20 protein-coding genes are annotated in these 22966 nt (G+C 58.9%); 13 read left to right on the top strand and 7 right to left on the bottom strand.

The genetic code is table 11. The features are described 5' to 3' along the window. Window positions 1–2: 2 nt before the first annotated feature. Both C8N30_RS03270 and C8N30_RS03265 read right to left on the bottom strand, forming a co-directional pair. Window positions 3–2399 (bottom strand): ABC transporter permease, encoded by a 2397-nt coding sequence (locus C8N30_RS03270; RefSeq protein WP_025063068.1) that lies wholly within the window; start codon window positions 2397–2399, stop codon window positions 3–5. Continuing rightward, a complete protein-coding gene (locus C8N30_RS03265; RefSeq protein WP_025063067.1) occupies window positions 2396–3052 on the bottom strand; it encodes an ABC transporter ATP-binding protein in 657 nt (218 codons plus the stop codon). Before C8N30_RS03265 ends, C8N30_RS03270 begins: the two co-directional genes overlap by 4 nt. 146 nt (window positions 3053–3198) lie before the next feature. On the opposite strand from C8N30_RS03265, the gene C8N30_RS03260 reads away from it, so the two are divergent. From C8N30_RS03260 to C8N30_RS03250, 3 genes are read left to right on the top strand one after another with little or no spacing between them, the layout of a single operon-like run. Then, window positions 3199–3738, top strand: coding sequence for a CIA30 family protein (locus C8N30_RS03260; RefSeq protein ID WP_322787433.1), 540 nt, complete (start codon window positions 3199–3201; stop codon window positions 3736–3738). Further along, on the top strand, window positions 3735–3959 hold the full coding sequence (locus C8N30_RS03255) for a TIGR03643 family protein (RefSeq protein WP_025063065.1): 225 nt from the start codon (window positions 3735–3737) through the stop codon (window positions 3957–3959). The genes C8N30_RS03260 and C8N30_RS03255 overlap by 4 nt, the downstream gene beginning before the upstream one ends. Continuing rightward, window positions 3956–5275, top strand: a complete 1320-nt coding sequence (locus tag C8N30_RS03250; RefSeq protein WP_025063064.1) for an ABC1 kinase family protein — start codon at window positions 3956–3958, stop codon at window positions 5273–5275. Before C8N30_RS03255 ends, C8N30_RS03250 begins: the two co-directional genes overlap by 4 nt. Window positions 5276–5306: 31 nt before the next feature. Here C8N30_RS03250 and C8N30_RS03245 read toward each other — a convergent pair whose 3' ends face one another. From C8N30_RS03245 to C8N30_RS03230, 4 genes are all read right to left on the bottom strand, one after another. Further along, entirely contained in the window at window positions 5307–6155 is an 849-nt protein-coding gene (locus C8N30_RS03245; RefSeq protein WP_025063063.1) for an NAD-dependent epimerase/dehydratase family protein, read from the bottom strand. Window positions 6156–6184: 29 nt separating this feature from the next. Then, entirely contained in the window at window positions 6185–6628 is a 444-nt protein-coding gene (locus C8N30_RS03240) for a GNAT family N-acetyltransferase (protein WP_025063062.1), read from the bottom strand. An 18-nt stretch (window positions 6629–6646) separates the two neighbouring features. Continuing rightward, window positions 6647–7843, bottom strand: a complete 1197-nt coding sequence (locus C8N30_RS03235) for an NAD(P)/FAD-dependent oxidoreductase (protein ID WP_025063061.1) — start codon at window positions 7841–7843, stop codon at window positions 6647–6649. A 92-nt stretch (window positions 7844–7935) separates the two neighbouring features. After that, entirely contained in the window at window positions 7936–8541 is a 606-nt protein-coding gene (locus C8N30_RS03230; protein WP_051567208.1) for a 2-hydroxychromene-2-carboxylate isomerase, read from the bottom strand. Window positions 8542–8631: 90 nt separating this feature from the next. Here C8N30_RS03230 and C8N30_RS03225 point away from each other — a divergent pair, with 90 nt between their 5' ends. The 5 genes from C8N30_RS03225 to C8N30_RS03205 all read left to right on the top strand — a co-directional run bounded on the left by C8N30_RS03225 (window position 8632) and on the right by C8N30_RS03205 (window position 13261). Further along, on the top strand, window positions 8632–9177 hold the full coding sequence (locus C8N30_RS03225; protein WP_025063059.1) for a sigma-70 family RNA polymerase sigma factor: 546 nt from the start codon (window positions 8632–8634) through the stop codon (window positions 9175–9177). Further along, window positions 9170–9874 (top strand): anti-sigma factor, encoded by a 705-nt coding sequence (locus C8N30_RS03220; protein ID WP_232222831.1) that lies wholly within the window; start codon window positions 9170–9172, stop codon window positions 9872–9874. Before C8N30_RS03225 ends, C8N30_RS03220 begins: the two co-directional genes overlap by 8 nt. Before the next feature lie 263 nt (window positions 9875–10137). Continuing rightward, window positions 10138–11121: a membrane dipeptidase gene (locus C8N30_RS03215; RefSeq protein WP_025063057.1), complete on the top strand. Its 984-nt coding sequence runs from the start codon at window positions 10138–10140 to the stop codon at window positions 11119–11121. Continuing rightward, on the top strand, window positions 11118–12773 hold the full coding sequence (locus C8N30_RS03210; RefSeq protein ID WP_025063056.1) for a hypothetical protein: 1656 nt from the start codon (window positions 11118–11120) through the stop codon (window positions 12771–12773). Before C8N30_RS03215 ends, C8N30_RS03210 begins: the two co-directional genes overlap by 4 nt. Then, window positions 12770–13261, top strand: coding sequence for a hypothetical protein (locus C8N30_RS03205; protein ID WP_025063055.1), 492 nt, complete (start codon window positions 12770–12772; stop codon window positions 13259–13261). Before C8N30_RS03210 ends, C8N30_RS03205 begins: the two co-directional genes overlap by 4 nt. Here the strand turns inward: C8N30_RS03205 and truA are convergent. Then, a complete protein-coding gene (gene truA / locus C8N30_RS03200; RefSeq protein WP_025063054.1) occupies window positions 13258–14025 on the bottom strand; it encodes a tRNA pseudouridine(38-40) synthase TruA in 768 nt (255 codons plus the stop codon). The genes C8N30_RS03205 and truA overlap by 4 nt on opposite strands. 87 nt (window positions 14026–14112) lie before the next feature. Here truA and C8N30_RS03195 point away from each other — a divergent pair, with 87 nt between their 5' ends. The 5 genes from C8N30_RS03195 (at window position 14113) to ileS (ending at window position 22949) form a co-directional block, all read left to right on the top strand. Further along, the gene (locus tag C8N30_RS03195; protein WP_025063053.1) at window positions 14113–15528 is read left to right on the top strand and encodes a YcjX family GTP-binding protein; all 1416 of its coding nucleotides are present in this window, start codon (window positions 14113–14115) and stop codon (window positions 15526–15528) included. Continuing rightward, a complete protein-coding gene (locus C8N30_RS03190; RefSeq protein ID WP_025063052.1) occupies window positions 15525–15974 on the top strand; it encodes a GNAT family N-acetyltransferase in 450 nt (149 codons plus the stop codon). Before C8N30_RS03195 ends, C8N30_RS03190 begins: the two co-directional genes overlap by 4 nt. Further along, window positions 15974–16996, top strand: a complete 1023-nt coding sequence (locus tag C8N30_RS03185) for a YcjF family protein (RefSeq protein WP_025063051.1) — start codon at window positions 15974–15976, stop codon at window positions 16994–16996. The genes C8N30_RS03190 and C8N30_RS03185 overlap by 1 nt, the downstream gene beginning before the upstream one ends. A gap of 77 nt (window positions 16997–17073) precedes the next feature. Next, a complete protein-coding gene (locus C8N30_RS03180; RefSeq protein WP_025063050.1) occupies window positions 17074–19848 on the top strand; it encodes a DUF2339 domain-containing protein in 2775 nt (924 codons plus the stop codon). Window positions 19849–20036: 188 nt separating this feature from the next. Then, window positions 20037–22949, top strand: coding sequence for an isoleucine--tRNA ligase (gene ileS, locus C8N30_RS03175; RefSeq protein ID WP_025063049.1), 2913 nt, complete (start codon window positions 20037–20039; stop codon window positions 22947–22949). The last annotated feature ends 17 nt before the right edge of the window (window positions 22950–22966 follow it).

The following is a 22966-nucleotide window of genomic DNA, read 5'->3' as shown; positions in this document are numbered from 1 at the left end:
TTCTAACGCTCATTTGCAAAAACTTTCAATAAATCCGCCGGCGGAGTGCGCGCAAGTTTGCGGGCAGGCCATGCCGCCGCAAGAACTGCTGCACCCAACGCGAACAGCCCCAGAACCGCGTAGTCGCGCGGGAACACATACATCGGCAAGCGCCAGCCGAAAGCCTCTACGTTAACCACAGCAAGCAAGACCCAAGCCAGCGCCAGCCCCAGCGGCAGCGCACAGGCAGCTGTCAACACCGCCAGCACGACAGCACGCACCAACTCAAGCTGGCCGAGCTGCCGGCGTGTCATCCCTAACGCCCACGCAGGCGCCAGTTGTGGCACCCGCATACCCGCCAATGTGAGCAAACTCATAAAAATGGCGAACCCCGCGACGGTGAGGGTCAGCACGTTGAGTGCCGCTGTCACGGTAAATGTCCGCTCGAACACCGCCAGCGAGAATGCCTTGATCTGGGCTTGGTCTGTGATCGCCTGCTCTGGCAGGCCGAACTCGGTCGTGAGGGCGCGGCGCAGTCCGGTTGCATCACTGGTGCGCATGCCGAACCGCAAAGCGCGCACTTCTGGATGCAAGGTGTTGAAGAGCGGCTCTGCGATGATCGCCTGCCCGATGGGGTTTCCATAATCGCCAAAAACACCCGCAATGGGCAGGCTGAGATCCGATGCCACCAACAGTGCATCACCTACCCAGATATCAGCACGCCGCGCCATCTGCTCGTTTACCAGAACTGCCTCGCCCGCGGCGACACGGTCCCAGACGTTTTGCGCCTGTGCTAGCAGCCCCCAATTCTCACGGTAGGTTGCGCCGATGCGCGCGCCATAAAGCTCTGCTGGCAATTGTGCCAAAGTGGCCTCTACCGACAACAGTGGCAGAATTTCGGAGGTGCGCGTGGCAGCAAATGCTTCCAACGCCACAGCCTGCGCGGGACTTTCGGCGCTGACATAAAGTTCGGAGGCGAGGCGCTGGTCCAGAAATCCGGTGAAGGTGAGGCGGAAACTCGACACCATTGTCGATACGCCCACATTTGCCGCCATCGCGAGGAGAAGCGCCATAAGCGCAAGGCTGAGCCCCGAAAGCTGCTGGCGTGTATCCGCCCAAAACCATTGCGCCGTAACACCGCGGGAAAGCGCAAGCGCCAATCGCAGTGAAGCGTCAAGCACCAGAGGCAGGGCAAGAGCCGCGCCAATGAGAAGACAAGCCAGTAGCCCGAACCCCATCACCAGCCCTTCCGCCGTAAGCGCCAGAACACCTGCCGCTGCCAGCAACCCGATACTGGTGCCCATCTGTACAAGGTGCATCCCACTCCGTGCGGTGGCCCATGCATGCGGTCGCGCACTGGCCAGCAGCGGCATCCGTGCCACAGAGGCCAGTGCGCCCGTGGCGGCAATGGCTGTGCCCAGTACCGATATAGCCAACCCCGATAGCCACCATGATGGGCGCAGCTGTAAAGTGCCCGAAACTTGCGCGCCATACAGGCCCTTTATGGTCGCCGCGACATCCGGCAGTAGGGTCGCGGCCACCAGATATCCCATACAGACCCCCAAACCGCCGCCGACAAGCGCCAGCACCGACAACTCTGCCGCCATGAGCAGGATGAGACGGCGCAGGGGCATGCCAAGGGCGCGCAAGGTGCGCACCATGGCGCGGCGCTGCTCGAATGCGAGCCCGATCGCCCCGTGAACGATGAATATTCCCACTGCAAAGCTTAGCAATCCAAAGGCGCTCAGATTGAGGTGGAAGCTGTCTGTCAGGCGTCCAACGTCACTGCCGCCTTGGGCGGGGCGACGGGTGAGCCCCGGTGCTATCTGTTCAAGCGGCGGGCGGCCGATGGGCTGCTCGGGCGCGATGATGAGACGGGTAAACCGCCCTTTCGCGTCCAGCAGGCGTTGGGCCACAAACACATCCGTGATGGCAGTGTCCGGCGCAATCGTAGGTTCGATCACGATCGGTGCGTCGATAAATCCGTCGAGCTTGGCTGCTGTGGCAGCATTGGCAAAGACGGGCCGTTCTTCAAGAAACTCCGGCAACCCGACGCTACCCCCCGCAACAGGTCCAAGACCGCCGGGCGCCGTGAGCGGGTCAATCCCCACCAGACGCACCTGCGCGTCGCTAGAGCCGACTTGCCCTTCAATCACCGGTCCGACCAGCCATCCGGCACGGCGTAATGCGATAAATGTGTCTTCTGTGATGTCCTCACCCGCTGATGGCAGCAGCTGGTCGTATTGCCCCTCGCCGAGGGTGGCTGCTGCGGCGTCATAGCTCGCGCGCGCCTCGGCATTGACCGCCTGCACGCCCGACCACAGGGCGGTAGCAAGCGCCAGACCTGCAATCAGTGTAAACAGCTGTAGGGGATTGCGCCGCCAGTGCGACCAAAGCGTAGAGAGGGCGGTGCGCGTCACGCCAGCATCCCCTTGCTCAGGTGAAGTTGTCGCTCCATCTGCGTGGCAAGACGGGGTGAATGGGTGACCATGACAAGCGCCGCGCCGGTTTGGGACACCAGCGCCAGCATCTGGGCCATAACTTCGCCCGCCGTTGCCTCATCGAGATTGCCCGTAGGTTCGTCCGCAAGGATCAGCTTTGGTTTGGCGGCCAGAGCGCGGGCGATGGCCACGCGTTGTTGTTGGCCACCAGACAGCTGTTCTGGATATTTGCGTAGATGCTCTGTTAGTCCCAAAGAGGCGGCGAGGGCATTCGCTTCGCTGGTATTGTAGCTTCCGGCCAGACGTGCCTGGAATGCGATATTTGCAGCCACATCAAGTGAGGGAATGAGATTGAACTGCTGGAAGATAATGCCAACACTGCTCCGACGAACGGCCGCGCGGCCTGCATCGTTCATTCGGCTGATTTCGCGTCCTTCAAGTATAATTTTGCCTTCGTCCGCAGTGTCGAGCCCCCCGATCAAATGCAGCAGCGTGCTTTTGCCTGATCCGCTCTCGCCGGTGAGGGCAACCGTCTGGCCTGCTTCTACCTGCATGTCGATGCCGCGCAGCACCGGCACAGGCCCATCCGCACCGGCGTATGATTTTTTCAGATCTGTGACGCGTAGCAACATGATCGGCCCCCGGATTAGACATAATGCCTTTATCCCACAGCACAGCGGCCGCCACTAGGGGCGCGCGTGCGGTCCATTTGTCGCGGTGAAACTGGTCAGGGCGGTCTGCGCTGCTAGTTATACAACTGAACGATGCGGAGTGCGGAATGTACGGAATAAGACGGGCCATGATGGTACTGGTGATCCTCGCAACGCCACTGACGGCAGGAGACGGCACTATGGAATTAAATCCCGATTGGGAATACGTGGCTGATAGGGTGATGGGCGGTGTGTCGACCGGAGAAGTATCGCGGGGCACAGTCTCAGGGCGCGAAGCAGCGCGACTGACAGGCGAAGTGTCATTGGATAATAACGGCGGGTTCATCCAGATGGCGTTCGATCTGGATGGTGGTGCGGTGATGGATGCGTCCGGATGGCGCGGGATTGAGATTGATCTGCGCGGTAATCGTGCAAGCTATGAGATCCGTCTGCGCACCGACCAGTTGGCACGTCCGTGGCAATCCTTCCGCGCTGAATTTACCACCACCGGTGACTGGGAAACCGTCCAACTGCCATGGGACGTGTTTGAGGCGCGGAAGACAGATGCGGTACTCGATCCGGCAAGGCTCCGGCGCATCGGCGTGTTGGCAATCGGGTCGGAAATGCAGGCAGATATCGCTGTGTCCGGCATCCGGTTTTACAAATGAGCGGACAAGACAAACAGCACAGCCTTGGCACCGCCGACATAAGCGCGGTGATCGAAATGGCGCTGAGCGATCACATGCCTTTTGCCACGATCAAGCTGGAATATGGTCTATCGGAAAAAGAAGTGAAGGCGCTGATGCGGCGTGAACTGAAGGCGGGAAGTTACCGCACATGGCGCAAACGGGTGCATGAGTTCGGTACCCGCCGCGAGCAGTATAAATGAGCGGGGCGCGCGACAAGGGGCTGGCAGTGCCCAGCAGCCGTTTGGGGCGTTTGACGCGTCTGGGGACCATGACCGCTGGAGTAGCAGGGAACATGGCGTTGGGCAGTATGGCGCAACTGGGGCGCGGGCAGCGGCCCGAGTGGCGCGATCTGCTGCTTACCCCAGCGAATGTCACCCGCATCGCTGATCAGTTGGCAAAAATGCGCGGTGCTGCGATGAAGATCGGGCAATTGGTCTCGATGGACACCGGCGATGTGCTTCCGCCAGAGCTGTCTGGCATCATGGCGCGGCTGCGGGATGACGCCCATTTTATGCCGCCCGCCCAGCTCAAAAAAGTGCTGGGCGGGCAGTGGCACGAGGGATGGCTCCGCGATTTTGCGCGCTTTGATGTACGGCCCATCGCGGCGGCCTCGATTGGACAGGTGCATCGCGCCCAAACACACGACGGGCGCGATATGGCGATTAAGGTGCAATATCCTGGCGTGGCTCGCAGCATCGACAGTGACGTGGCCAATGTTGGCGCATTGATCCGGATGTCGGGCATGTTGCCAAAGGGGTTCGCTATTGATCCCTACCTGGCAGAGGCGGCCCTTCAGCTGCATGAGGAAACCGACTATCTGCGCGAAGCGAGGTGCTTGATGCAGTTTCGGGATCTGCTGGTGGGCACGGACGGTTTTGTGCTGCCAGAGGTTTGCGAGGACTGGAGCACCAAGAGCATTCTCGCCATGAGTTTTGTCACCGGAAAACCGATCGAAGCGGCCGAAACTGAAGATAAGACAACCCGTGAGCTTATCATGCGGCGCCTGGTCGATTTAACGTTGAAAGAGTTGTTCCAATTCAAACTGATGCAAAGTGATCCTAATTTTGCAAACTATCAGTATAACCCCGCAACAGGTGATATTGTCTTGTTGGATTTCGGTGCGACAAGGCCATTAAGTTCTTCACTTTCAAATGATTATAGGGCGTTCCTAAAGTCAGGCCTTGATGGTGAGTATAATAAACTTGAGGAAGTTGCCGTAAGTATCGGATTTATAACGAATTCGATGCCAGAACGGCATAGGGCGAAATGTCTGCAACTTATGTGCACAGCGTTTGAAGCGCTGGGTGCGCCGCTGTTCGATTTCACTGACAAAACGCTCACCCGCGAGATGCAGCGCGGCGGTGAGGCGCTTGCCCGCGACGGGTTTATCCCGCCTGTGGTGCCTATGGATGTCTTGTACTTGCAGCGCAAATTCGGGGGGATGTTTTTGTTGGGTGCGCGCTTGGGCACAAAGCTGCCGGTGGCAGATATGATGCGGCGGTATCTGGAAGTGTGAGGCCCCCTGATCACAGAGGGCCGCGAGCACGTCAGCTCTTTTTGGTGTCGTCCACCACGTTCATGCCAGCCAATCCTGAATTGCCCAGTTCGACACCCGCAAAGGGGCCGCCATGGCACATATGGTTCGGGTCCTGCGGATCGATAGGCGGCTCGTTGGCCAATACTTCTGCAGCGAATTGTTCTGCGTTATCCTTGGGGCGATATCCGATGAACGCGGCTTTGGCATTGTCCACAGGGGCGCGGTCATTATTGCTCACGCCATAGATTATAGCAAAGCCCGTCACCGGCGTTTCAATACAGCGGGTAACCAACTGGATCAGGTCATCATAACTGAGCCATGATCCAAGGGCGCGTGCATTGTTGACCTGTGCACAGGACAGAATGCGCATATGAACACTCTCCAGTCCGCGCTTTTCCCAGTACATCCGCCCCAGATCTTCAGTAAAGCATTTCGCAAGGCCGTAGAACGTATCGGGGCGGTGTGCCACGTCTGTGCCGATAAATTCATTCTTCGGGTACATGCCGACCGCGTGAATGGAAGAGCCGTAGACGACTCGCCGCACTCCGTGGCGCGATGCTGCCTCCCAGACATTATAGGAGCCTACGAAATTGGGGCCGAGTAACTGCTCGAACGGGCCTTCGTCCACAAATGCCCCCATATGCACGACCATCTCTGCGCCCTCGATTACCGCATTCATTGCGTCGAAACTGGCGAGGTCTGCCTGAATATACTCTTCGCCCGGATAAAGCGCTCCGGGCTGTTCTTTGATATCGGTCGAAACGAGGACATCGCAAAGTTTGCTCAGCGGTTCGCGTAAATAGGAGCCGAGGCGGCCAGCGGCACCGGTAAGGACAATTTTGGAGAGTTTTTTGGGCATTAAGAGGGCCTTTCAGGAAAAGTTCAAAGTCACAGCTTGATATCGTAGGTGATCCAGCCTGTGCGGGTGGCCACACGGTCATAAAGACTGCGCGCACGGTAGTTGTCGTCGGCGGTGATCCAGCGGACCGTGAGCCAGCCGTTTTCGCGGCCCTTCGCGCTCACTGCGTCGATCAATGCAGTAGCGGCATTGCTCCCGCGGTAGGCTGGATCCACGAACAGATCGTCAAGAAATCCGTTTGTGGCGGCGCGCAGGGTCGACACGAAGGGGCGGTAATGCGTCAGGCCGATCAGCTTGCCCGCTTGCACGGCGACAAAACAGTTTGAGCCATGTTCAGGATCGTTGAGCCAGCCCCAGACCTGTGCGCGCATTTGCGGGGTTTGGGGTACACCATAGAATTCTGCATAGCCTGTGAACAGGGCTTCCCACTCGGGTCTGTCCTGTGCTTCCAGCGGGCGGACGGTGACGGACATAGCAAGCTCCAGTTCGGTTTATATAACGGCTTTTTCCAAAAAGCGCTGGCCTTGCGCGGCGCGGTTTACGTCAAACGCATCCAGATCGAGACTGCGGTATTCGCCATAGGCAATCAACTCGGCGATGCCGCGCCCGATGGCTGGTGATTGTTGCAAGCCGTGGCCTGAAAATCCGTTTACAAAGATGAAGTTCGGGCAGTCTCGCGCGCGGCCCAGCAGTGCGTTCTGGTCGAGCGTATTATAGGCGTAATGGCCAACCCATTCGTTGATCACCTTGATCGCCTCGAATTGGGGAATACGCGTGGCGATCGCAGGCCAGACCTTGCTTTCCCACAGGCTGTGGTCAAAGGCAAAATCGTCATAGGCCACATCGCTGTCCACGTCGGGCGGGCAGCCTGCGAGATAGTATTTGCCCTCCGAGCGCATGTGCACACCTGATGGATCAATCGTGAGGGGGAGGTCGCGGTCTAAGGGCTGTGCCGCGTTAAAGACAAAAGTGTAGCGTTTGCGCGGAACCACGGGAATGCTTAACCCCGCCATCGCAGCAGTAGCAGCGGCACGGGGACCGGAAGCATTTACGACCGTGCCGCAGCCGATGACTGTGCCATCAGCCAGCGTCACGCTTTGTACAGTGTCGGCTGCGCGGGTCATCGCGGTGACGCAGGCAGTTACGTATTCAACGCCGTTCGCTTTGGCAGACCGTTTGAACCAGTCGAACATCGTACCGCCATCAAAATACCCCTCATCCACGAGGTTGTGATTACCGCCTATGATATCGTCAAGCTGGTAGAACGGATAATCAGCGGCGATCTCATCGCGGCTCATATGCTTTGTCGCGGCGCCCAGCGATTGCTGCACCGCCTGCGCCTCTTTGAGGGTTGCGGCAAACTCTGGCGTATCGGCGAGGTACATATACCCGAAGCTTTGCAGCGTGAGGTGTGGAACCTCCGGATTGCCGCCCATGAATTCGCGGAAATTATGAATGAACTGTGCACCGAACTGGCTCACTTGGATGTTTGCTGCGTTGCTGAATTGCTGGCGGATGCAGCTGTTGGTGTGGGATGTGGAGGCGAACTGATAGGTCGGGTCGCGCTCTATCACCAAAACGGTGCCGTCGAACCCTGCCATCTGTGTAAGCCACCAAGCCACCGAGGAGCCGTATATGGCGCCTCCCACGATAACGACATCATAGCTGGAGCGGGAAGGGGTTTGCATTTCGGATCTTTCGCCAAATCGGATTTTCTTCAGGTTAACCACGGCGCAAGCGTCTTGCCCAGATCGTTTTATCGTTCAGGTGATCGCCGGATTTATGGGGCGAAAGGTGTCGCAAGCGCACGCTCGACCATCTCGAGCCGATCCTGGCCGTAAAACATATCCCCCCCGACAAAATAGGTGGGCGAGCCAAAGATGCCGCGGGCAACCGCCTCGGCGGTATTTTCGCGAAATTGCATTTGAATCTGCGGTGCGCCAGCGGTCTCCAGAACGGCGGTGGCGTCTTCGTCACAGTCTGCTGCAATCGCGCGCAATATCTGCGGGTCGGCAATATCTGCATCGTCGCGCCAGTGCGCCTGCAAAATAGCAAGGCTCAACCTGTCGGGATCGCGCGCGGCAAGGATCGCTCCGCTTGCGAGGGCCAGAGGGTTATCGTGAAACGTTGGCCGCGCCTCCATGATCGGTAACGCGCGCCATTGCCCCCAGCGTTTGAGCTCGCGGCCGAAGAAATAAGCGATATGCGCCGCACTACGTTCTTTGAAACCCATCGCGCCGGAGGCTTGTATAACCGGCAAAAAGTCAAAGGGGCGGTGAACGACCCGCGCATTCGCGTGTGCGGCAATTTTGTAGAGGGTCGGCGCGCCAAGGTAGGCATAGGCGGAATGCGCAGAGTAAAAATACTCGATCACGGGTATGCTCACGGGGATTTATTCCTTAATGATGAGGCTTGTCCATTTGACTTTATGCGCGCATGCACCATTGTAGCAAGGTGTGGTAATTTGGGTCGTTTTATGGACCGGCAAGACATTGAAAATTTGATCGGTCGCGTCGCGCTCAGCGATCGTGCTGCCTTTTCTGCGCTCTATGATGCGACTTCTGCGAAACTATTTGGCGTCGCCTTGCGTGTGTTGAACAATCGGGCCGCGGCAGAGGACGCAATGCAAGACAGTTTTGTAAAGATTTGGAATAACGCATCACGGTATCAGTCGAATGGACTGAGCCCGATGACGTGGCTAATCACCATCGTCCGCAACACTGCCATCGACCGTCTTCGCGCCACACGCAAAGGTCACATTGACGTGGACACTCCGGGCCTCGAGTTGTCCGCGCCCGGAGCTACACCTGAACAAAACGCCATCGCGGCAGGTGAGGCGCGTCGCCTTGTCGGTTGCCTCGATGAACTGGCAGAGGATCGCGGCGCCGCCGTGCGCGGTGCATATCTTGACGGTCAAAGCTATTCCGATTTGGCGGATGCATTTAATGTGCCCCTCAACACTATGCGCACGTGGCTGCGCCGTGGCCTGATCTCCCTGCGGGAGTGCATGAGCCGTGAGTGATAGGGTAGACATGATTGACGAATTGGCACCTCATGGCGATGACCTTTTAGCCGCCGAACTGGTATTGAAGCTGCTGGAAGGTGAAGAGCTGGCCTATGCGACTACGCGGTTAGCTGTTGATCCTGCCTTTGCCGCATTGGTAATGGGTTGGCAGGAACGGCTGGTCGCGATGACCGACAGTATTGATCCGGTAGCGCCGCCCAGACGGGTCAAAAAGAAACTGCTCAAGCAGATGTTCGCTGGTCCACCAGTGCCCCTGTCAGAACGACTTTGGGTCTGGAAAGGGCTAAGCTTTGCCGCGATTGCGTTGGTCGCATACATGGGCATTCAGCAGCTAGGCCCCGAAGTTCCGCAGGCCGATCAGACGATCTATGCGAGCCAGTTGTCGGGGCAGGAGGTTCCGCTTCAGGTATTGGCGGTATTTGATCCGGCGCGGGGTGATATTTCGATTGGCCGGGTCGCTGGTGAAGAGGCGACGGGGCGCGTGTTCGAACTCTGGGCTATTGTCCCTGATGCCGCGCCTGTGTCGTTGGGCGTCCTGCCTGTGACCGAGAGGGCACGAGTTGTTTTACCCGAGGCGCTTCGCGCACGTGTTGCAGAGATCACACTCGCCATTTCGGACGAACCTACTGGCGGATCGCCGACCGGTGCTCCGACTGGAGCCGTATTGGCGGCAGCGCCGATGGTCGCGCTCTAGCGGGCAGATTTTTTTACGAAAAAAGAAACCTTTTGGTGAAACTTCTGGCGCGCGGTCTTCGTGACTGTCGGTGAAATGCAGGATCAGCGTGTTGAGTGTTGATAATGCATTGCACTGATTAACGAGTTTGATGGTTTCATCGCTGTAACGAGTTTGGAAAGGTCCGGTTTGCTGATATCGGGCCTTTCCTTGTTTGTCTGGTTTATGCCCTTCGTGGATGTTTTTACTGGACCGGTACAGGGTCGTGCGCCATCAATGATGGTATGAAAACACCTCTGATCGACAACCTCCAATACGCAAAATTCTCACCCCGTATATTTGAGCAGATGCGCAATGGTGGCGTGGATGCGGTACATGTGACCATCGCTTACCACGAAAATTTCCGCGAGATGGTCCTGAACCTCGAGCAATGGAACCGCTGGTTCGAGATGCATCCTGATCTGATTTTCAAAGGCACCACAGCAGCCTGTGTCCGCGATGCCCAGAAAACTGGACGCACCGCCATTTTTTTCGGCTTCCAGAACCCCAGCCCGATCGAGGATGATATTGGTCTTGTGGAGATCTGCCATCAGCTTGGCATCCGCTTTATGCAGCTGACCTATAACAACCAGTCTTTGCTGGCGACGGGCTGTTACGAGGATTATGATGCAGGTCTTACCCGTATGGGGCGGCAAGTCGTCACCGAGATGAACCGTGTCGGGATAGTTGTGGACATGTCCCACTCCGGAGAGCGCTCTACAAAGGATGCTATCGCCCATTCGACCCGCCCCATCGCCATAACCCATGCAAACCCCGCGTGGTGGCACAACGCTTTGCGTAACAAATCCGACGCGGTTCTGACTGCGCTGACCGAAAGCGGCGGGATGCTGGGTTTTTCGGTTTATCCGCACCATCTGGCCGCTGGCCCTGCCTGCACGCTCGCGAGTTTTTGCCAGATGATCGAGAAAGCCTCGCGGCGCTACGGCGCGCGAAATCTCGGCATCGGCACCGACCTGTGTCAGGATCAACCCGACAGCATAGTGGAGTGGATGCGGGTGGGTCGCTGGTCAAAAGTGATCGATTACGGTGAGGGCACGGCCAGCGATTCAGGATTTCCCGAGATGCCCGACTGGTTCAGTGACAACCGCGACTTTGGCAATATCCGCCTTGGCCTTGAGGGAACCAGCCTTTCGGCGGATGATATCGACGGGATCATGGGGGGCAACTGGCTCAGGTTCTACGAGAGTAGTTTTGGCCCCCAAAAATGAAAGACATATTTGAAACGCCACCGCAGATGCCGTTGCGGCCGCCTTCGCAGGTGATGCGCCTGTCACGGATGGGTGCGATGTTTCCCACAAGGCTGTCGTTCCTGCGCAGCCTGATGCGAAGGTTAGCACAGGAGAACGCCTGCGTTGTCCAGCGCGAATGGGTGATGTGTGCGGATGGTTTTGGCCATGCTGTGTTCAGTGTGATGTTGGGCGGGTATACCTATTCGCTGGTGGCAATTTCTACCGATCTGCCGGCAGAACTGCGTACAGACCGCGTGATCGCTACCGCATGGGACACGGCATATGTCTTGTTCGACGGCCTGCCCGCCGCAGATGACATCGCGCGCATCAAAACCAATGCACCCTTGCAAGAAGCGGGGCGTTTTGGCCCGCGTGACCTGATCCTGAGCCGCGCCAATAAATCCGTGCGTCTGTTTGCCCATGTGGTCGAGGAATTGCGCGCGGGGAGGCAGCCTGATTTGGCGATGATCCGCAGCGTTGGATACCTGATGCGTACGACCGCTGTGTATGGCAACGGAAAGTTCGGCATTGCAGACCGTGCCGCCTATGACACGCGTCCCGGTCTTGAGGGGCCCTTCGCTGCCGAAATGCTTACGGTCTGGCTTATCCGGCACTTTACGCATGCGTTGGCCGAGCATGCGGGGCGCAGCACTCTTGATCGTGCAACGAGGCGGTATTTGGGCATCGGTAATTCTACCGGTCTCGGGATGGCGCCATTTCTGGTGAACCATCCTGTCCTTTTGAATAACTGGATGCTGGCGCGCGAGACGGCGCTCGCGCGGGTGCGTGCCATCGAGGGGCTGACGCCCAGGCAAATCCACCGCATCGGGGCGCTGGCTCGGCGGGCAGGCGCGCACCTGTATCAATGGCAGGTTCCTGATCCAGCGCACCAGTCGCGAATCGATAGGCTGCGCCGTGACTGGACTCATGCCGCCGCGCTGCTCTTGCCGGAGCGATTGCGTGGGCTGCGCCCGTTGGATGCTGTGATGCGGGACGTTGCGGTCTTGAGTGAAGATGTGCAGGAGTTGATGGCCGCGCTGTTGATCGAGCCATTCGGCGAACTGGTCGACGGTTTGGCAGAATGTATGGCTGATCCCTTTGGCGGGTTTGCGCCGCCGCTGGGGGATACAGACACCCTTCGGGCAGCGATAGAGGCCCTTTACGACTGGGCGTTGGGGGTAGATTACGCCGCGCCCCAAAACTGCACCCAATTCTGGTACGTCTCACAGGCCAAGATGGAGCCACGCTTGGGCCTGCGTTTCGAGGAGGAGGGGGCTGCGCTGGAAACTCCCTTGGATATCGGGCGGCGCGTCAAGGCCGCATATGATGATCTGCCCTCGAAAGCCGAGCCGGTTTCGACCTATCTTAACCGCCATCCCGATCATGCGCTGGCGGTCCAGCGGGTGACGCTGAGCGCGCATTACCCCTATGGCGAGATCCGCGATAATCTCATCGCACAGACCTGCCTGCCCATTGATATGCTGCGCTGCAAGCTGTCGTTTTTTGGTGCGTCAAAATTTGACCCCAAATGCGACCGTTGGACCCGCATCACCCTGTGTCAGGGCGCACCTTTGGCGGAGGATTTGGAGCAGGACGCGGATGACTGGTGGTTGCCGGTTTTTGCCGCATGACACATTCCGCCAACGAGGTGATGGTGTTGGCGGCAAAAGCGGCCCGTGGTGGTGGCGCGCCTCCTGCTCAGGCCGCCCAATTCGGCAGCGCTGCTGTGCTGCATCTGGTCACGGGCAGAGCAGTTGATGACCTCGATGAAGCTCTCGCTGCTTTGCCCAATGGGCCAATCCTATCTTACCCCTTGGGCATTGCGCAGATTGCAGAGCAGGCTGTGAAAGGGATTGCACGTGGCATTATGGAGGGCGGTGACACCTCATTGGCCCGTAGCTATGTCGAGAGTATGCCCTGTAGCGCGCGCCTTGACGCGGATGGCACCCTGACCATGGAGGTTGGCAAACCTGCCCTTCGTCGCAACATCATGCGCATTAGTTTGTCACACGATACCTATATACGCTGGAGCGCATTTGCCGCCGCCCTGCTTGTCGCCGAGAGTGATGCATCGCGCCAGTCAGGCGCTGGTGCGGGTGTCAGCAACGATAATGATTAATCGAACAACGGCTCTGGGTAGGTGACCTGCGCCAGATAAAGGCCGTGCGGCGGACATACTGGCCCACAGGCCGCACGGTCGCGGGCATCAAGGGCTGTTTGCACATCAGCAGGGGTCATGGAGCCACAGCCGACCCGCTCCAGCGTGCCGACAAAGCTGCGCACCTGATTGTGCAGAAACGAGCGGGCGCGCACGTCAAAATGAACCTCGGTGCCATAATCTGTCTCGACCTGAGCAATCGCGAGCCTGTCAACGGTTTTGACCGGACTGGCGGATTGGCAGATTGTAGAGCGGAATGTGGTGAAATCATGCCTCCCCACCAGAACGTTGGCAGCGCTCTGCATAGCTTCGATATCAAGCTGCTGTTTGATTTGCCAAACGAAGCCGCGCAGATGCGTCAGCGGCGCGCGGCGCGGTAGGATCCGGAACAGATAACGGCGTTCCAGCGCACCGAACCTTGCATGAAAGTCATCCCCCACACGGGCACAATTCACTATCGCCACGGGATGCGGCTTGAGATGATAATTGAGCGCCTCAGACAGACGGAACGGGGTCCAGTCGCGCAGCATGTCGCAATGGGCAATCTGCCCCAGCGCATGCACACCTTTATCGGTGCGCCCTGCTGCAGCGATCTTGTGCGGCCCTTTTTCCAGCTTGGCCAGCGCATCCTCGATCGCGCCAGCTACCGAAGGATAATCGTTCTGGCGTTGCCAGCCATGGAACGGTTCACCGTCATATTCAACTTGAAGGGCATATCTGGGCATAAAAGGGGCTTTATCGCGGAGGCCAGCCTGTGGCAATCCCCGTGGTTTGGTCCTATGTAGATGTGAATAAAGAGGGCAGAGGCGCACGTGGTACTATCTCAAATCGCTGACGGCATCTGGCGGCAGGTCGAAGCTGTACAAGATACAGTTACAGAAGCCTTTTTTGAACCGGTGATCCGGCTTGGGGTCACGGGTCTTGCGCGGTCGGGCAAGACGGTGTTCATAACTTCGCTTGTGGCCAATCTCATGGATCGTGGCCGTATGCCGGGCCTTGTTGCGGCGGGCGAGGGCAGGATCGAAGCGGCGTTTTTGCAGCCGCAGCCCGATGATACTATCCCGCGCTTCGAGTACGAGGCGCATCTGGCCGCTCTGACTGCCAAAACCCCCAGTTGGCCTGACAGCACCCGCGCCGTCTCTGAGCTGCGCTTGAGCTTGCGGGTGCGCCCTAAGGGACTGCTGTCAGGCCTGCAAGGACCACGTACGATCCATCTGGATATTGTTGATTACCCCGGTGAATGGCTGCTGGATCTGGGCCTTCTTGATGTCGACTATGATACATGGAGCGCGCAAACACTGACGCGCATTGCGCCTCGGACCCAGGCGGCGGCCTACCTGGCAATGGTGCAAGGCACTGACCCGCAGGCTGAATTGGCAGAGCCGGTGGCAAAAGCCCTTGCGCAGAGCTTTGCCGCCTATCTTCAGCAGGCGCGCAGCGACGGTTTTTCGGACTGCACACCAGGGCGCTTCCTGCTACCTGGCGATCTTGCGGGCTCACCCGTGCTCACCTTTGCGCCGCTGCCTGCAGGCGGTGGCGATGCGCGCAAATCCCTGCGTCGCGAAATGGCGCGTCGGTTTGAGGCGTATAAACGCGAAGTGGTGAAACCGTTTTTCCGCGATCATTTTGCCCGCATCGACCGTCAGGTAGTACTGGTCGATGCCTTGGGCGCGATTAACGCTGGCCCTCCAGCGGTCGAGGATCTGCGCGCCGCCATGAGCGAGACTTTGGGCGCATTCCGCCCTGGGAAAAACAGTTTTTTGGGTGGACTGCTGGGCGGCAAGCGGGTCGAGAAGATCCTATTTGCCGCGACCAAGGCCGACCATTTGCACCACAGTCAGCACGCACAGTTGACTGCCATAATGGAGGCGCTCACCCGTGATGCGCGCGAGCGTGCGCGTTTCGCCGGCGCAAAGACCCAAGCACTGGCCATCGCATCGCTGCGCGCCACGACCGAGGACACGATGATGCATGAGGGGGCTGCCTTGGACGTTGTGCGTGGCACTCTTCTGGATACAGGCAAGCAGGCGGCATTTTATCCGGGTGCGCTGCCCGATGATCCTGCCCATTTGCTGAGTCCTGCGCGGGCAGGGGCGGAAAAATGGCTTGACGCGGATTACCAGATCATGCGTTTTGCGCCTGCGCCGCTGGATTTACGGCCCGGAGACGGTCCGCCGCACATCCGCATTGATCGTGCGGCAGAGTTTTTGATCGGAGACCGGCTATGACCCCCGTAATGATACGCCCTGCGCGCGCGCTGGACGCGGGCAAGCTGGCCGATATTCTGGCAGCGGCCAATTCAACACTTGAGTGGTTGCCGGACCTTTATACATCCGCCGAAGAGATCAAACTTATTGGTATTATGATCGAGGCCAATTGGGTGCGCATGGCGATTGTGGATGACGAGATTGCCGGTTTTATTGCCCGCAAGGGCACCGAAATCCACGCGTTGGCGCTGCGCCCAAATCTGCAGGGCACAGGCGTTGCCCGGACCTTGATGCTGGATGCCCAGCGCAATGCTAAAAAGCTGGGATTATGGAGCTATCAGGCAAATGACCGTGCGACGCGGTTCTACGGTAAGGCCGGATTTATCGAGGTCGCCCGCACGGATGGCGCAGACAATGACGCGCATTTGCCCGACATCCGCTTCGAGTGGTATCGGGAGGAAGTCTGATGGCAAAAGGTCCTGTTCTTTTTGATTTGGAGAAAGATGCGGGCCCGCGCCCATCTGTTTCCCAAGCACCCCCGGTAAATGATCTGGCGGTTCAGGGCGCGCCTCAGGGTCAGGCCATGCAGATCGCGGCGCGGCTTGCAGCGCGCAAACCCTCGCGGCTGATGCGGCTGTTTTGGGGGTTGGCGGCGGTTCTGGTTGGCGCATTTGTGTCACTGGCAGCGTGGAGCTTTGTTACTGATCTGACCGCACGCTATCCCTTGGTCGGAATGGTGATGAGCGTTCTGATGGGGGCTTTTTTGCTGGTGCTAGCGCTGGTGGCGCTGCGCGAGTTGGCGGCGTTTGGTCGCTTGGGGCGTCTTGACGGATTGCGCCATTCCGCCACCCGGTCATTGGCCGATGATGATCTGGCTGCCGCGCGTGATGTTACTGACAGTCTGGTGAGCCTTTACAAAGGGCGTGAGGACACAAGGTGGGGTCGCGAGCGTTTGGCGGAGCTGCGCGGTGACCAGTTTGATGCCGCGGGTCTGTTGGGGCTCGCAGAGCGTGAAGTGCTTGCCCCCCTCGATCTGGCAGCACAGCGCGAGGTCGAGGCGGCGGCACGGCAGGTAGCAACTGTTACCGCGCTTGTCCCGCTGGCATTGGCCGATGTTGCGGCTGCTCTCACCTCCAACCTTCGGATGATACGGCGGATTGCGGAAATCTATGGCGGCCGGTCGGGCTTTTTCGGCAGCTGGCGGCTTACCCGTGCGGTGCTGTCGCATCTGGTGGCTACAGGCGCGGTAGCCGTGGGCGATGACATGCTGGAGCCTATTTTGGGTGGCTCGTTGCTGGGCAAGCTCAGCCGCCGCTTTGGTGAGGGGCTGGTCAATGGTGCGCTTACAGCGCGTGTGGGCGTCGCTGCGATCGAGGTTTGTCGCCCGCTACCATTCACTTCCGGACGCCGCCCCAAGGTGCGCAGCATCATCAGCGCCAGCCTTGGTGGACTGTTCGGCAAATCCGGCAGCTCGGACACCGTGCGTTAAGGTTTTCCTTACTGTCAGCTGCCCGCCTGTGAGGATAGGTTCCCCTTAATTCGGGTTTGCGATACGGAGTTAGCGCCATGGACGGTCTTTTAGTAATTGCGGCGATTATCCTGCTCGCCATTCCGGTAACAGTTATTGCGCTGGTCATCGGGCAATCAGGCCTTCGCGGCAGGGTTTCCATGGCCGAGGCTGAAATCAATGTCTTGCGTGATGTGATTGAGCAACTGCGCAAAGATCGCGGCGGTACTACAACGGCGGTGCCACTGCCGGAAGCAGACCCCGTACCGGTCGAGACGACAAGCCCTGGAGTGCCACCTTTGCCTGCGCGGACCGGACCTCCCGAAATTGCGCGAGAGGTTGAGGCCCCGGTTGTTCATGCTGCGCCGCGCGCGCCCTCGCCGGTGGCAAAAGCGCTGGCCGATCTCGGGCCATGGTTGCAGGAGAACTGGTTCTACGCTGTTTCGGCCGCGTCTCTTGCGCTGGCGGGGATATTTCTGGTGCAATACGGGATGGAGAACGGCCTGTTGCCGCCGCGTGCCCGCGTGGCTGCCGCGCTCGCATTCGGCATGGCACTTATCGGCTTGGGAGAGTTCATCCGCCGCCGGTTCGGCGATACAGTACAGTCGGCGACAGCCTATTTACCGGCGGTGTTTTCCGGCGCGGGAATTGTTACGCTTTTCGGCGCGATTCTGTCGGCGCGCATGCTCTATGATCTGATCGGTGGCGGTGCTGCGATGACGGGTATGGCGGTTGTAGCACTGATCGCGGTTGTTCTGGGCTGGATGCACGGGCCGCTGCTGGTTGCGGTCGGAGTGATCGGTGCATATGGCGCGCCCGTGGTTCTGGGCAGCTCGAGTCAGGACGCGAGTCCGTTGTTCGGCTATTTTGCAGTTGTGGCCATGCTGGGTCTTGGGGTCGATACTGTGCGGCGGTGGGGCTGGATTTCGGCGCTGACGCTGGCGCTTGCCTATTTGATGGGGTTTGCGGTTTTGCTGGGCGGCGGCGGCAGCGTTGCATGGACAGGGCAACTGTATTTTGCGGCGCTGCCATTGTTGGCCATTCTGATCCCCGCACGCAGCTTTTCACCCGATCACGCGGGCCCGCCCGTGCTTTTGGGTCTGCTGGGGCGCATGACATTCGGGGCAAGAGATCGCGGCGTGCAGTGGCCTGCTTTCCCAACCTCGCTTGCCTTCGGGTCTGTCGCGGCAAGTTGTGTGATTCTTCTTATCAGTTGGAAACCCGGGGCACCTGAAATCTGGGTGAGCGTTGCATTGTTGGCGTTTCTTGGGGTGCTGCTGATTTCATGGTCTAATCGCGCGCCTGCACTACAGGATGCGGCACTGCTACCGCCGCTGACTTTGTTGCTGTCGGTCTTTGCGCAAGGTGAGAACCGCCGCGTCACCTTTATGACCTTCACAAACACCTACACCCACAACGTGGATGCAGCGTTTCCATGGGTCGTTACAATACTGGTTGGCCTCGGGGTAATGATCTCCTTGGCTGCCCTTTGGCGCAGTCTGCGCGGTGGCCCGTTCGCTGCGATCTGGGCGGCATTTGCGGCAGTCTTTGCACCTGCGATGGCGATCTTGCTCGAAATGGCATGGCAGCCCGCAGCGGTCATTGGCAGCTATCCCTGGGCGCTGCATGCTGCTGGACTGGCTGCACTTATGGCATTTTTCGCAGAACGGTTTGCGCGTAAGGACGGTCAGGACCGTCTGCGCGTGAGTTTCGCCATCATGTCGGCGCTGGCCTGTATGGCATTTGCCTTTGTGATCGTCCTGAGTTCGGTCGCGCTGACCGTTGCACTTGCTGTGACGGTGGTGGCGGCGGCAGCGCTCGACCGCGCGTGGAACCTGCCGGCGCTGACATGGTTTATTGCTGCGGGCGTTGTGACTCTGGGCTACCGTTTGGTGGTCGATCCGGGGCTTGGCTATGCGCACGATGCTCCGATCGGGGACGTCCTGCTGGGTTATGTGGGCACGTTGGCGGCGTTTGGCGCGTCCCTGTGGCTGATCCGCGCCTTGCCGCGTGCCAATGCCAAAGTCATGCTCGATTCTGCACTGTGGTCTACGGCTGGCTTGACGCTCAGCATTTTAATTTTTCGTTGGATCAGGAGCGCTGTCGGCGATGCCTACGACGACACACATTGGAGTTTTGGCCTCAATGCTGCGGTCTGGCTCGGGCTTGCGCTGGCGCAGGTCCAGCGGACCGAAGGACGCACGCTGGGACTGCTGGACAGAGCGCGCTGGGCGTTGGCGGCGGGATTTTCTGTGATTGGCGGGGGCGCCTTGACCGGTGCGCTGACGGTAGCCAACCCGTTGTTGGCGCAGAGAATGGCAAACAATGTCTTTGGGCCGGAGCTGTTGAACACCCTTGGCGCTGCCTATTTGCTACCCGCCATGATCTTGATGGCGGGCGCATGGCGGCTGACGCGCATTAACGGGCAGTTGCGCGTAGCGATAGCTGCGGTGGGAGGTGCCACGCTGGCGCTTTGGTTCTTTGCTGTGATCCGCCATTTCTGGCAGGGCGGCGCGGCTATGTTCCTCGGAAATGGCATCTCCCAGCCGGAGCAATATACCTACACCATCGTTTTGTTGATGGCTGGTGCGGTGCTGTTCTATCAGTCGCTCGCCCGTCGTTCGGGCGTGATCCGCAAGGCGGGACTGATGGTGATCGGGCTGGCGGTGGCAAAGGTTTTCCTGATCGATGTGACCGATCTTGACGGTTTGACGCGAGTGTTCTCGCTTTTGGTGCTGGGTTTGGCGCTGGCTGCGCTCGCGTGGCTCAACCGCTGGGCGAAGGATCGTGACCGGACGGAGTATACCAACCCGCCGCCCTTGCCGCCTGCATAAGACCAAGACGCGCTTGCCCCCTTGGGGGCGGGGGCCTATAAGCCTTTCCAACATGACAGCACATCTGATCATAAGACGAATTACATCCCCGGCGCTCAGCCTCATCTGAGCTGCCGGGCAAAGGTGTTCGAGCCCCTCGCACCGACCCCATATTCCCAGAATTTGACGATCTGAAAAGGACGCTCCGCATGTGCGCCGATACACCTGAAAAACTTGATTACAAACCCACACTGAACTTGCCTCGCACCGATTTTCCGATGCGTGCAGGCCTGCCCAAGCGCGAGCCCGAATGGCTCGCCCGCTGGGAGGAGCTGGGCATTTATGACCGCCTGCGCGAAAAGGCAAAGGATGGCGGCCGCAAGCAATTCACGCTGCATGATGGGCCACCCTATGCGAACGGACACTTGCACATCGGCCATGCGCTGAACAAGACGATCAAGGATATGATCGTGCGCTCCCACCAGATGATGGGCCGTGATGCCCGCTATATCCCCGGCTGGGATTGCCACGGTTTGCCGATCGAGTGGAAGATCGAAGAGCAGTACCGCCAAAAGGGTCGCGACAAGGATCAGGTGCCGATCAATGAATTCCGCGCCGAATGCCGCGAGTTTGCCTCGGGCTGGGTCGATATCCAGCGCGAGGAATTCAAGCGCCTTGGCATTACTGGCAACTGGGAAAAACCGTACCTCACAATGGATTTCCACGCCGAGCGGGTGATCGCGGAGGAATTCATGAAATTCCTTATGACCGGCACGCTCTATCAGGGCTCCAAGCCTGTGATGTGGTCACCCGTAGAGCAGACAGCACTGGCCGAGGCGGAGGTCGAGTACCACGACAAGGAAAGCTTTACCGTCTGGGTGAAATTCCGTGTTGTGGGGGGCGGTGATCTGGAGAACGCGCAGGTTGTGATCTGGACAACAACACCGTGGACGATGCCGTCTAACAAGGCTGTCGTTTACGGCGCTGGTATCTCCTACGGTCTTTATGAGATCAGCGAGACGCCTGACGAATGCTGGGCGTCTGTCGGTGATCGCTACCTGCTGGCCGACAATCTGGCGGCGGACGTTCTGGGCCGTGCGCGACTGGAGGAGGGCAACTGGACCCGTGTTCGTGATGTGACCAATGAAGAACTGGAAGCCATCAGCCTCAAACATCCGCTCGCCGGTGCCGAGGGTGGTAACGGTGAATGGGACGACCTGCGTGATTTCCGCGCGGCGGACTTCGTGACCGACACCGAAGGCACAGGCTTTGTACATTGCGCGCCTTCCCACGGCCTTGAGGAATATGACCTCTACCGTGAACTGGGGATGCTGGAGCAGGTTATCACCTATAATGTGATGCCTGACGGTCGCTACCGCGATGATCTGCCGTTCTTTGGCGGCAAGGCGATCCTCAAGCCCAACGGCAAGGAGGGCAATGCAAACGCCGCCGTGATCGACAAGCTTGTGGAGGTCGGTGGCCTGCTGGCGCGTGGCAAGATCAAGCACAGCTATCCCCACAGTTGGCGCTCAAAAGCACCCGTGATCTACCGCAATACACCGCAGTGGTTTGCAGCCATCGACCGTCCCGTAGGCGACGGGCAGGACATGTTCGGCAAAACCATCCGCGAGCGCGCCCTGACCGAGATCGACAATGTGAACTGGACGCCGAAATCAGGCCGCAACCGCTTGCATGCGATGATGGAGGCACGACCCGACTGGGTGCTGTCGCGCCAGCGCGCATGGGGTGTGCCACTGACGTGCTTCACACTCAAGGGTAAGCTGCCAACTGATCCCGATTTCCTTCTGCGCAATGTCGATGTGAACGCCCGAATCGTCGAGGCCTTCGAGACCGAGGGCGCAGACGCATGGTATGAGGAGGGCGCGAAGGAGCGCTTCCTTGGCGGTATCGTGAACCCTGATGATTATAATCAGGTCATGGATATTCTTGATGTCTGGTTTGACAGTGGCTCGACCCATGCATTTACCCTCCGTGACCGTGAGGACGGCTCTGACGATGGCATCGCGGATGTCTATATGGAAGGGACCGACCAGCATCGCGGCTGGTTCCATTCGTCGCTGTTGCAATCGGTTGGAACAACGGGCCGTGCGCCTTATCGCAACGTGGTCACGCACGGCTTTACGCTGGATGCCAAAGGCATGAAGATGTCCAAATCCATCGGTAACACCATCGTTCCGCAAAAGATCATCGACCAATATGGTGCCGATATTCTGCGCCTTTGGGTTGCGCAGACCGACTATACCAACGACCAGCGGATCGGGGATGAAATCCTCAAAGGCACTGCCGACAGCTATCGCCGTTTGCGCAACACGATGCGCTATATGCTGGGGTCGCTGCCTGATTTCGACCCGTCCCGCGCGGTGACCCGCGACGACATGCCGGAGCTGGAGCAGTTAATGCTGCACAAGCTGGCGGTGCTCGACGGGGTTGTGCGTGAGGGCTACGCACGGTTTGATTTTCAGGGTGTGTTCCGGGCGATCTTCGACTTTGCGACGCTTGATCTGTCGTCTTTTTACTTTGATATCCGCAAGGACGCGCTCTATTGCGATGGCGACACGACGCGCCGTTTGGCCGCGCTTACCGTGCTTGATCATCTCTATGCCCGCCTAACAACGTGGCTGGCACCGATTTTGCCGTTCACAATGGAAGAAGTATGGCTCGAGCGGCATGGCGCTGAGACTTCGGTTCATCTGGAGGATTTCCCCGAAACGCCCGCTGACTGGCGTGATGATGTGCTGGCCAAACGCGCCGAAACCGTGCGTGCGGTGCGGCGTGTGGTAACGGGAGCGCTGGAGGAACAGCGGACGGCCAAAGTCATCGGCTCCTCCCTCGAAGCGGCGCCCACCGTATATCTCAGTACAGAACTTGCAGCTGTGATTACTGATCCCGACACCTTTGCAGATCTGTGCATCACCAGCCAGATCATGATCGTGCAGGGCGATGCACCCGAGGGTGCGTTCAAAAATGCGGACATTGCCGGTGTTGGCGTTACCTTTGCCAAGGCAGAGGGCGAGAAATGTGCACGCTGTTGGAAAGTGCTGCCCGATGTGGGTACGCACAGCCATGAAGCGGTGTGTGGCCGCTGTGATGCGGCAATCTGAATGATAAAAGGGGGCGG

The sequence above is a fragment of the Sulfitobacter guttiformis genome, from assembly GCF_003610455.1.
GTDB lineage: Bacteria > Pseudomonadota > Alphaproteobacteria > Rhodobacterales > Rhodobacteraceae > Sulfitobacter > Sulfitobacter guttiformis.
The sequence above is the reverse complement of the archived record's forward strand: the minus strand, read 5'-3'. Positions and strand labels throughout refer to the sequence as shown.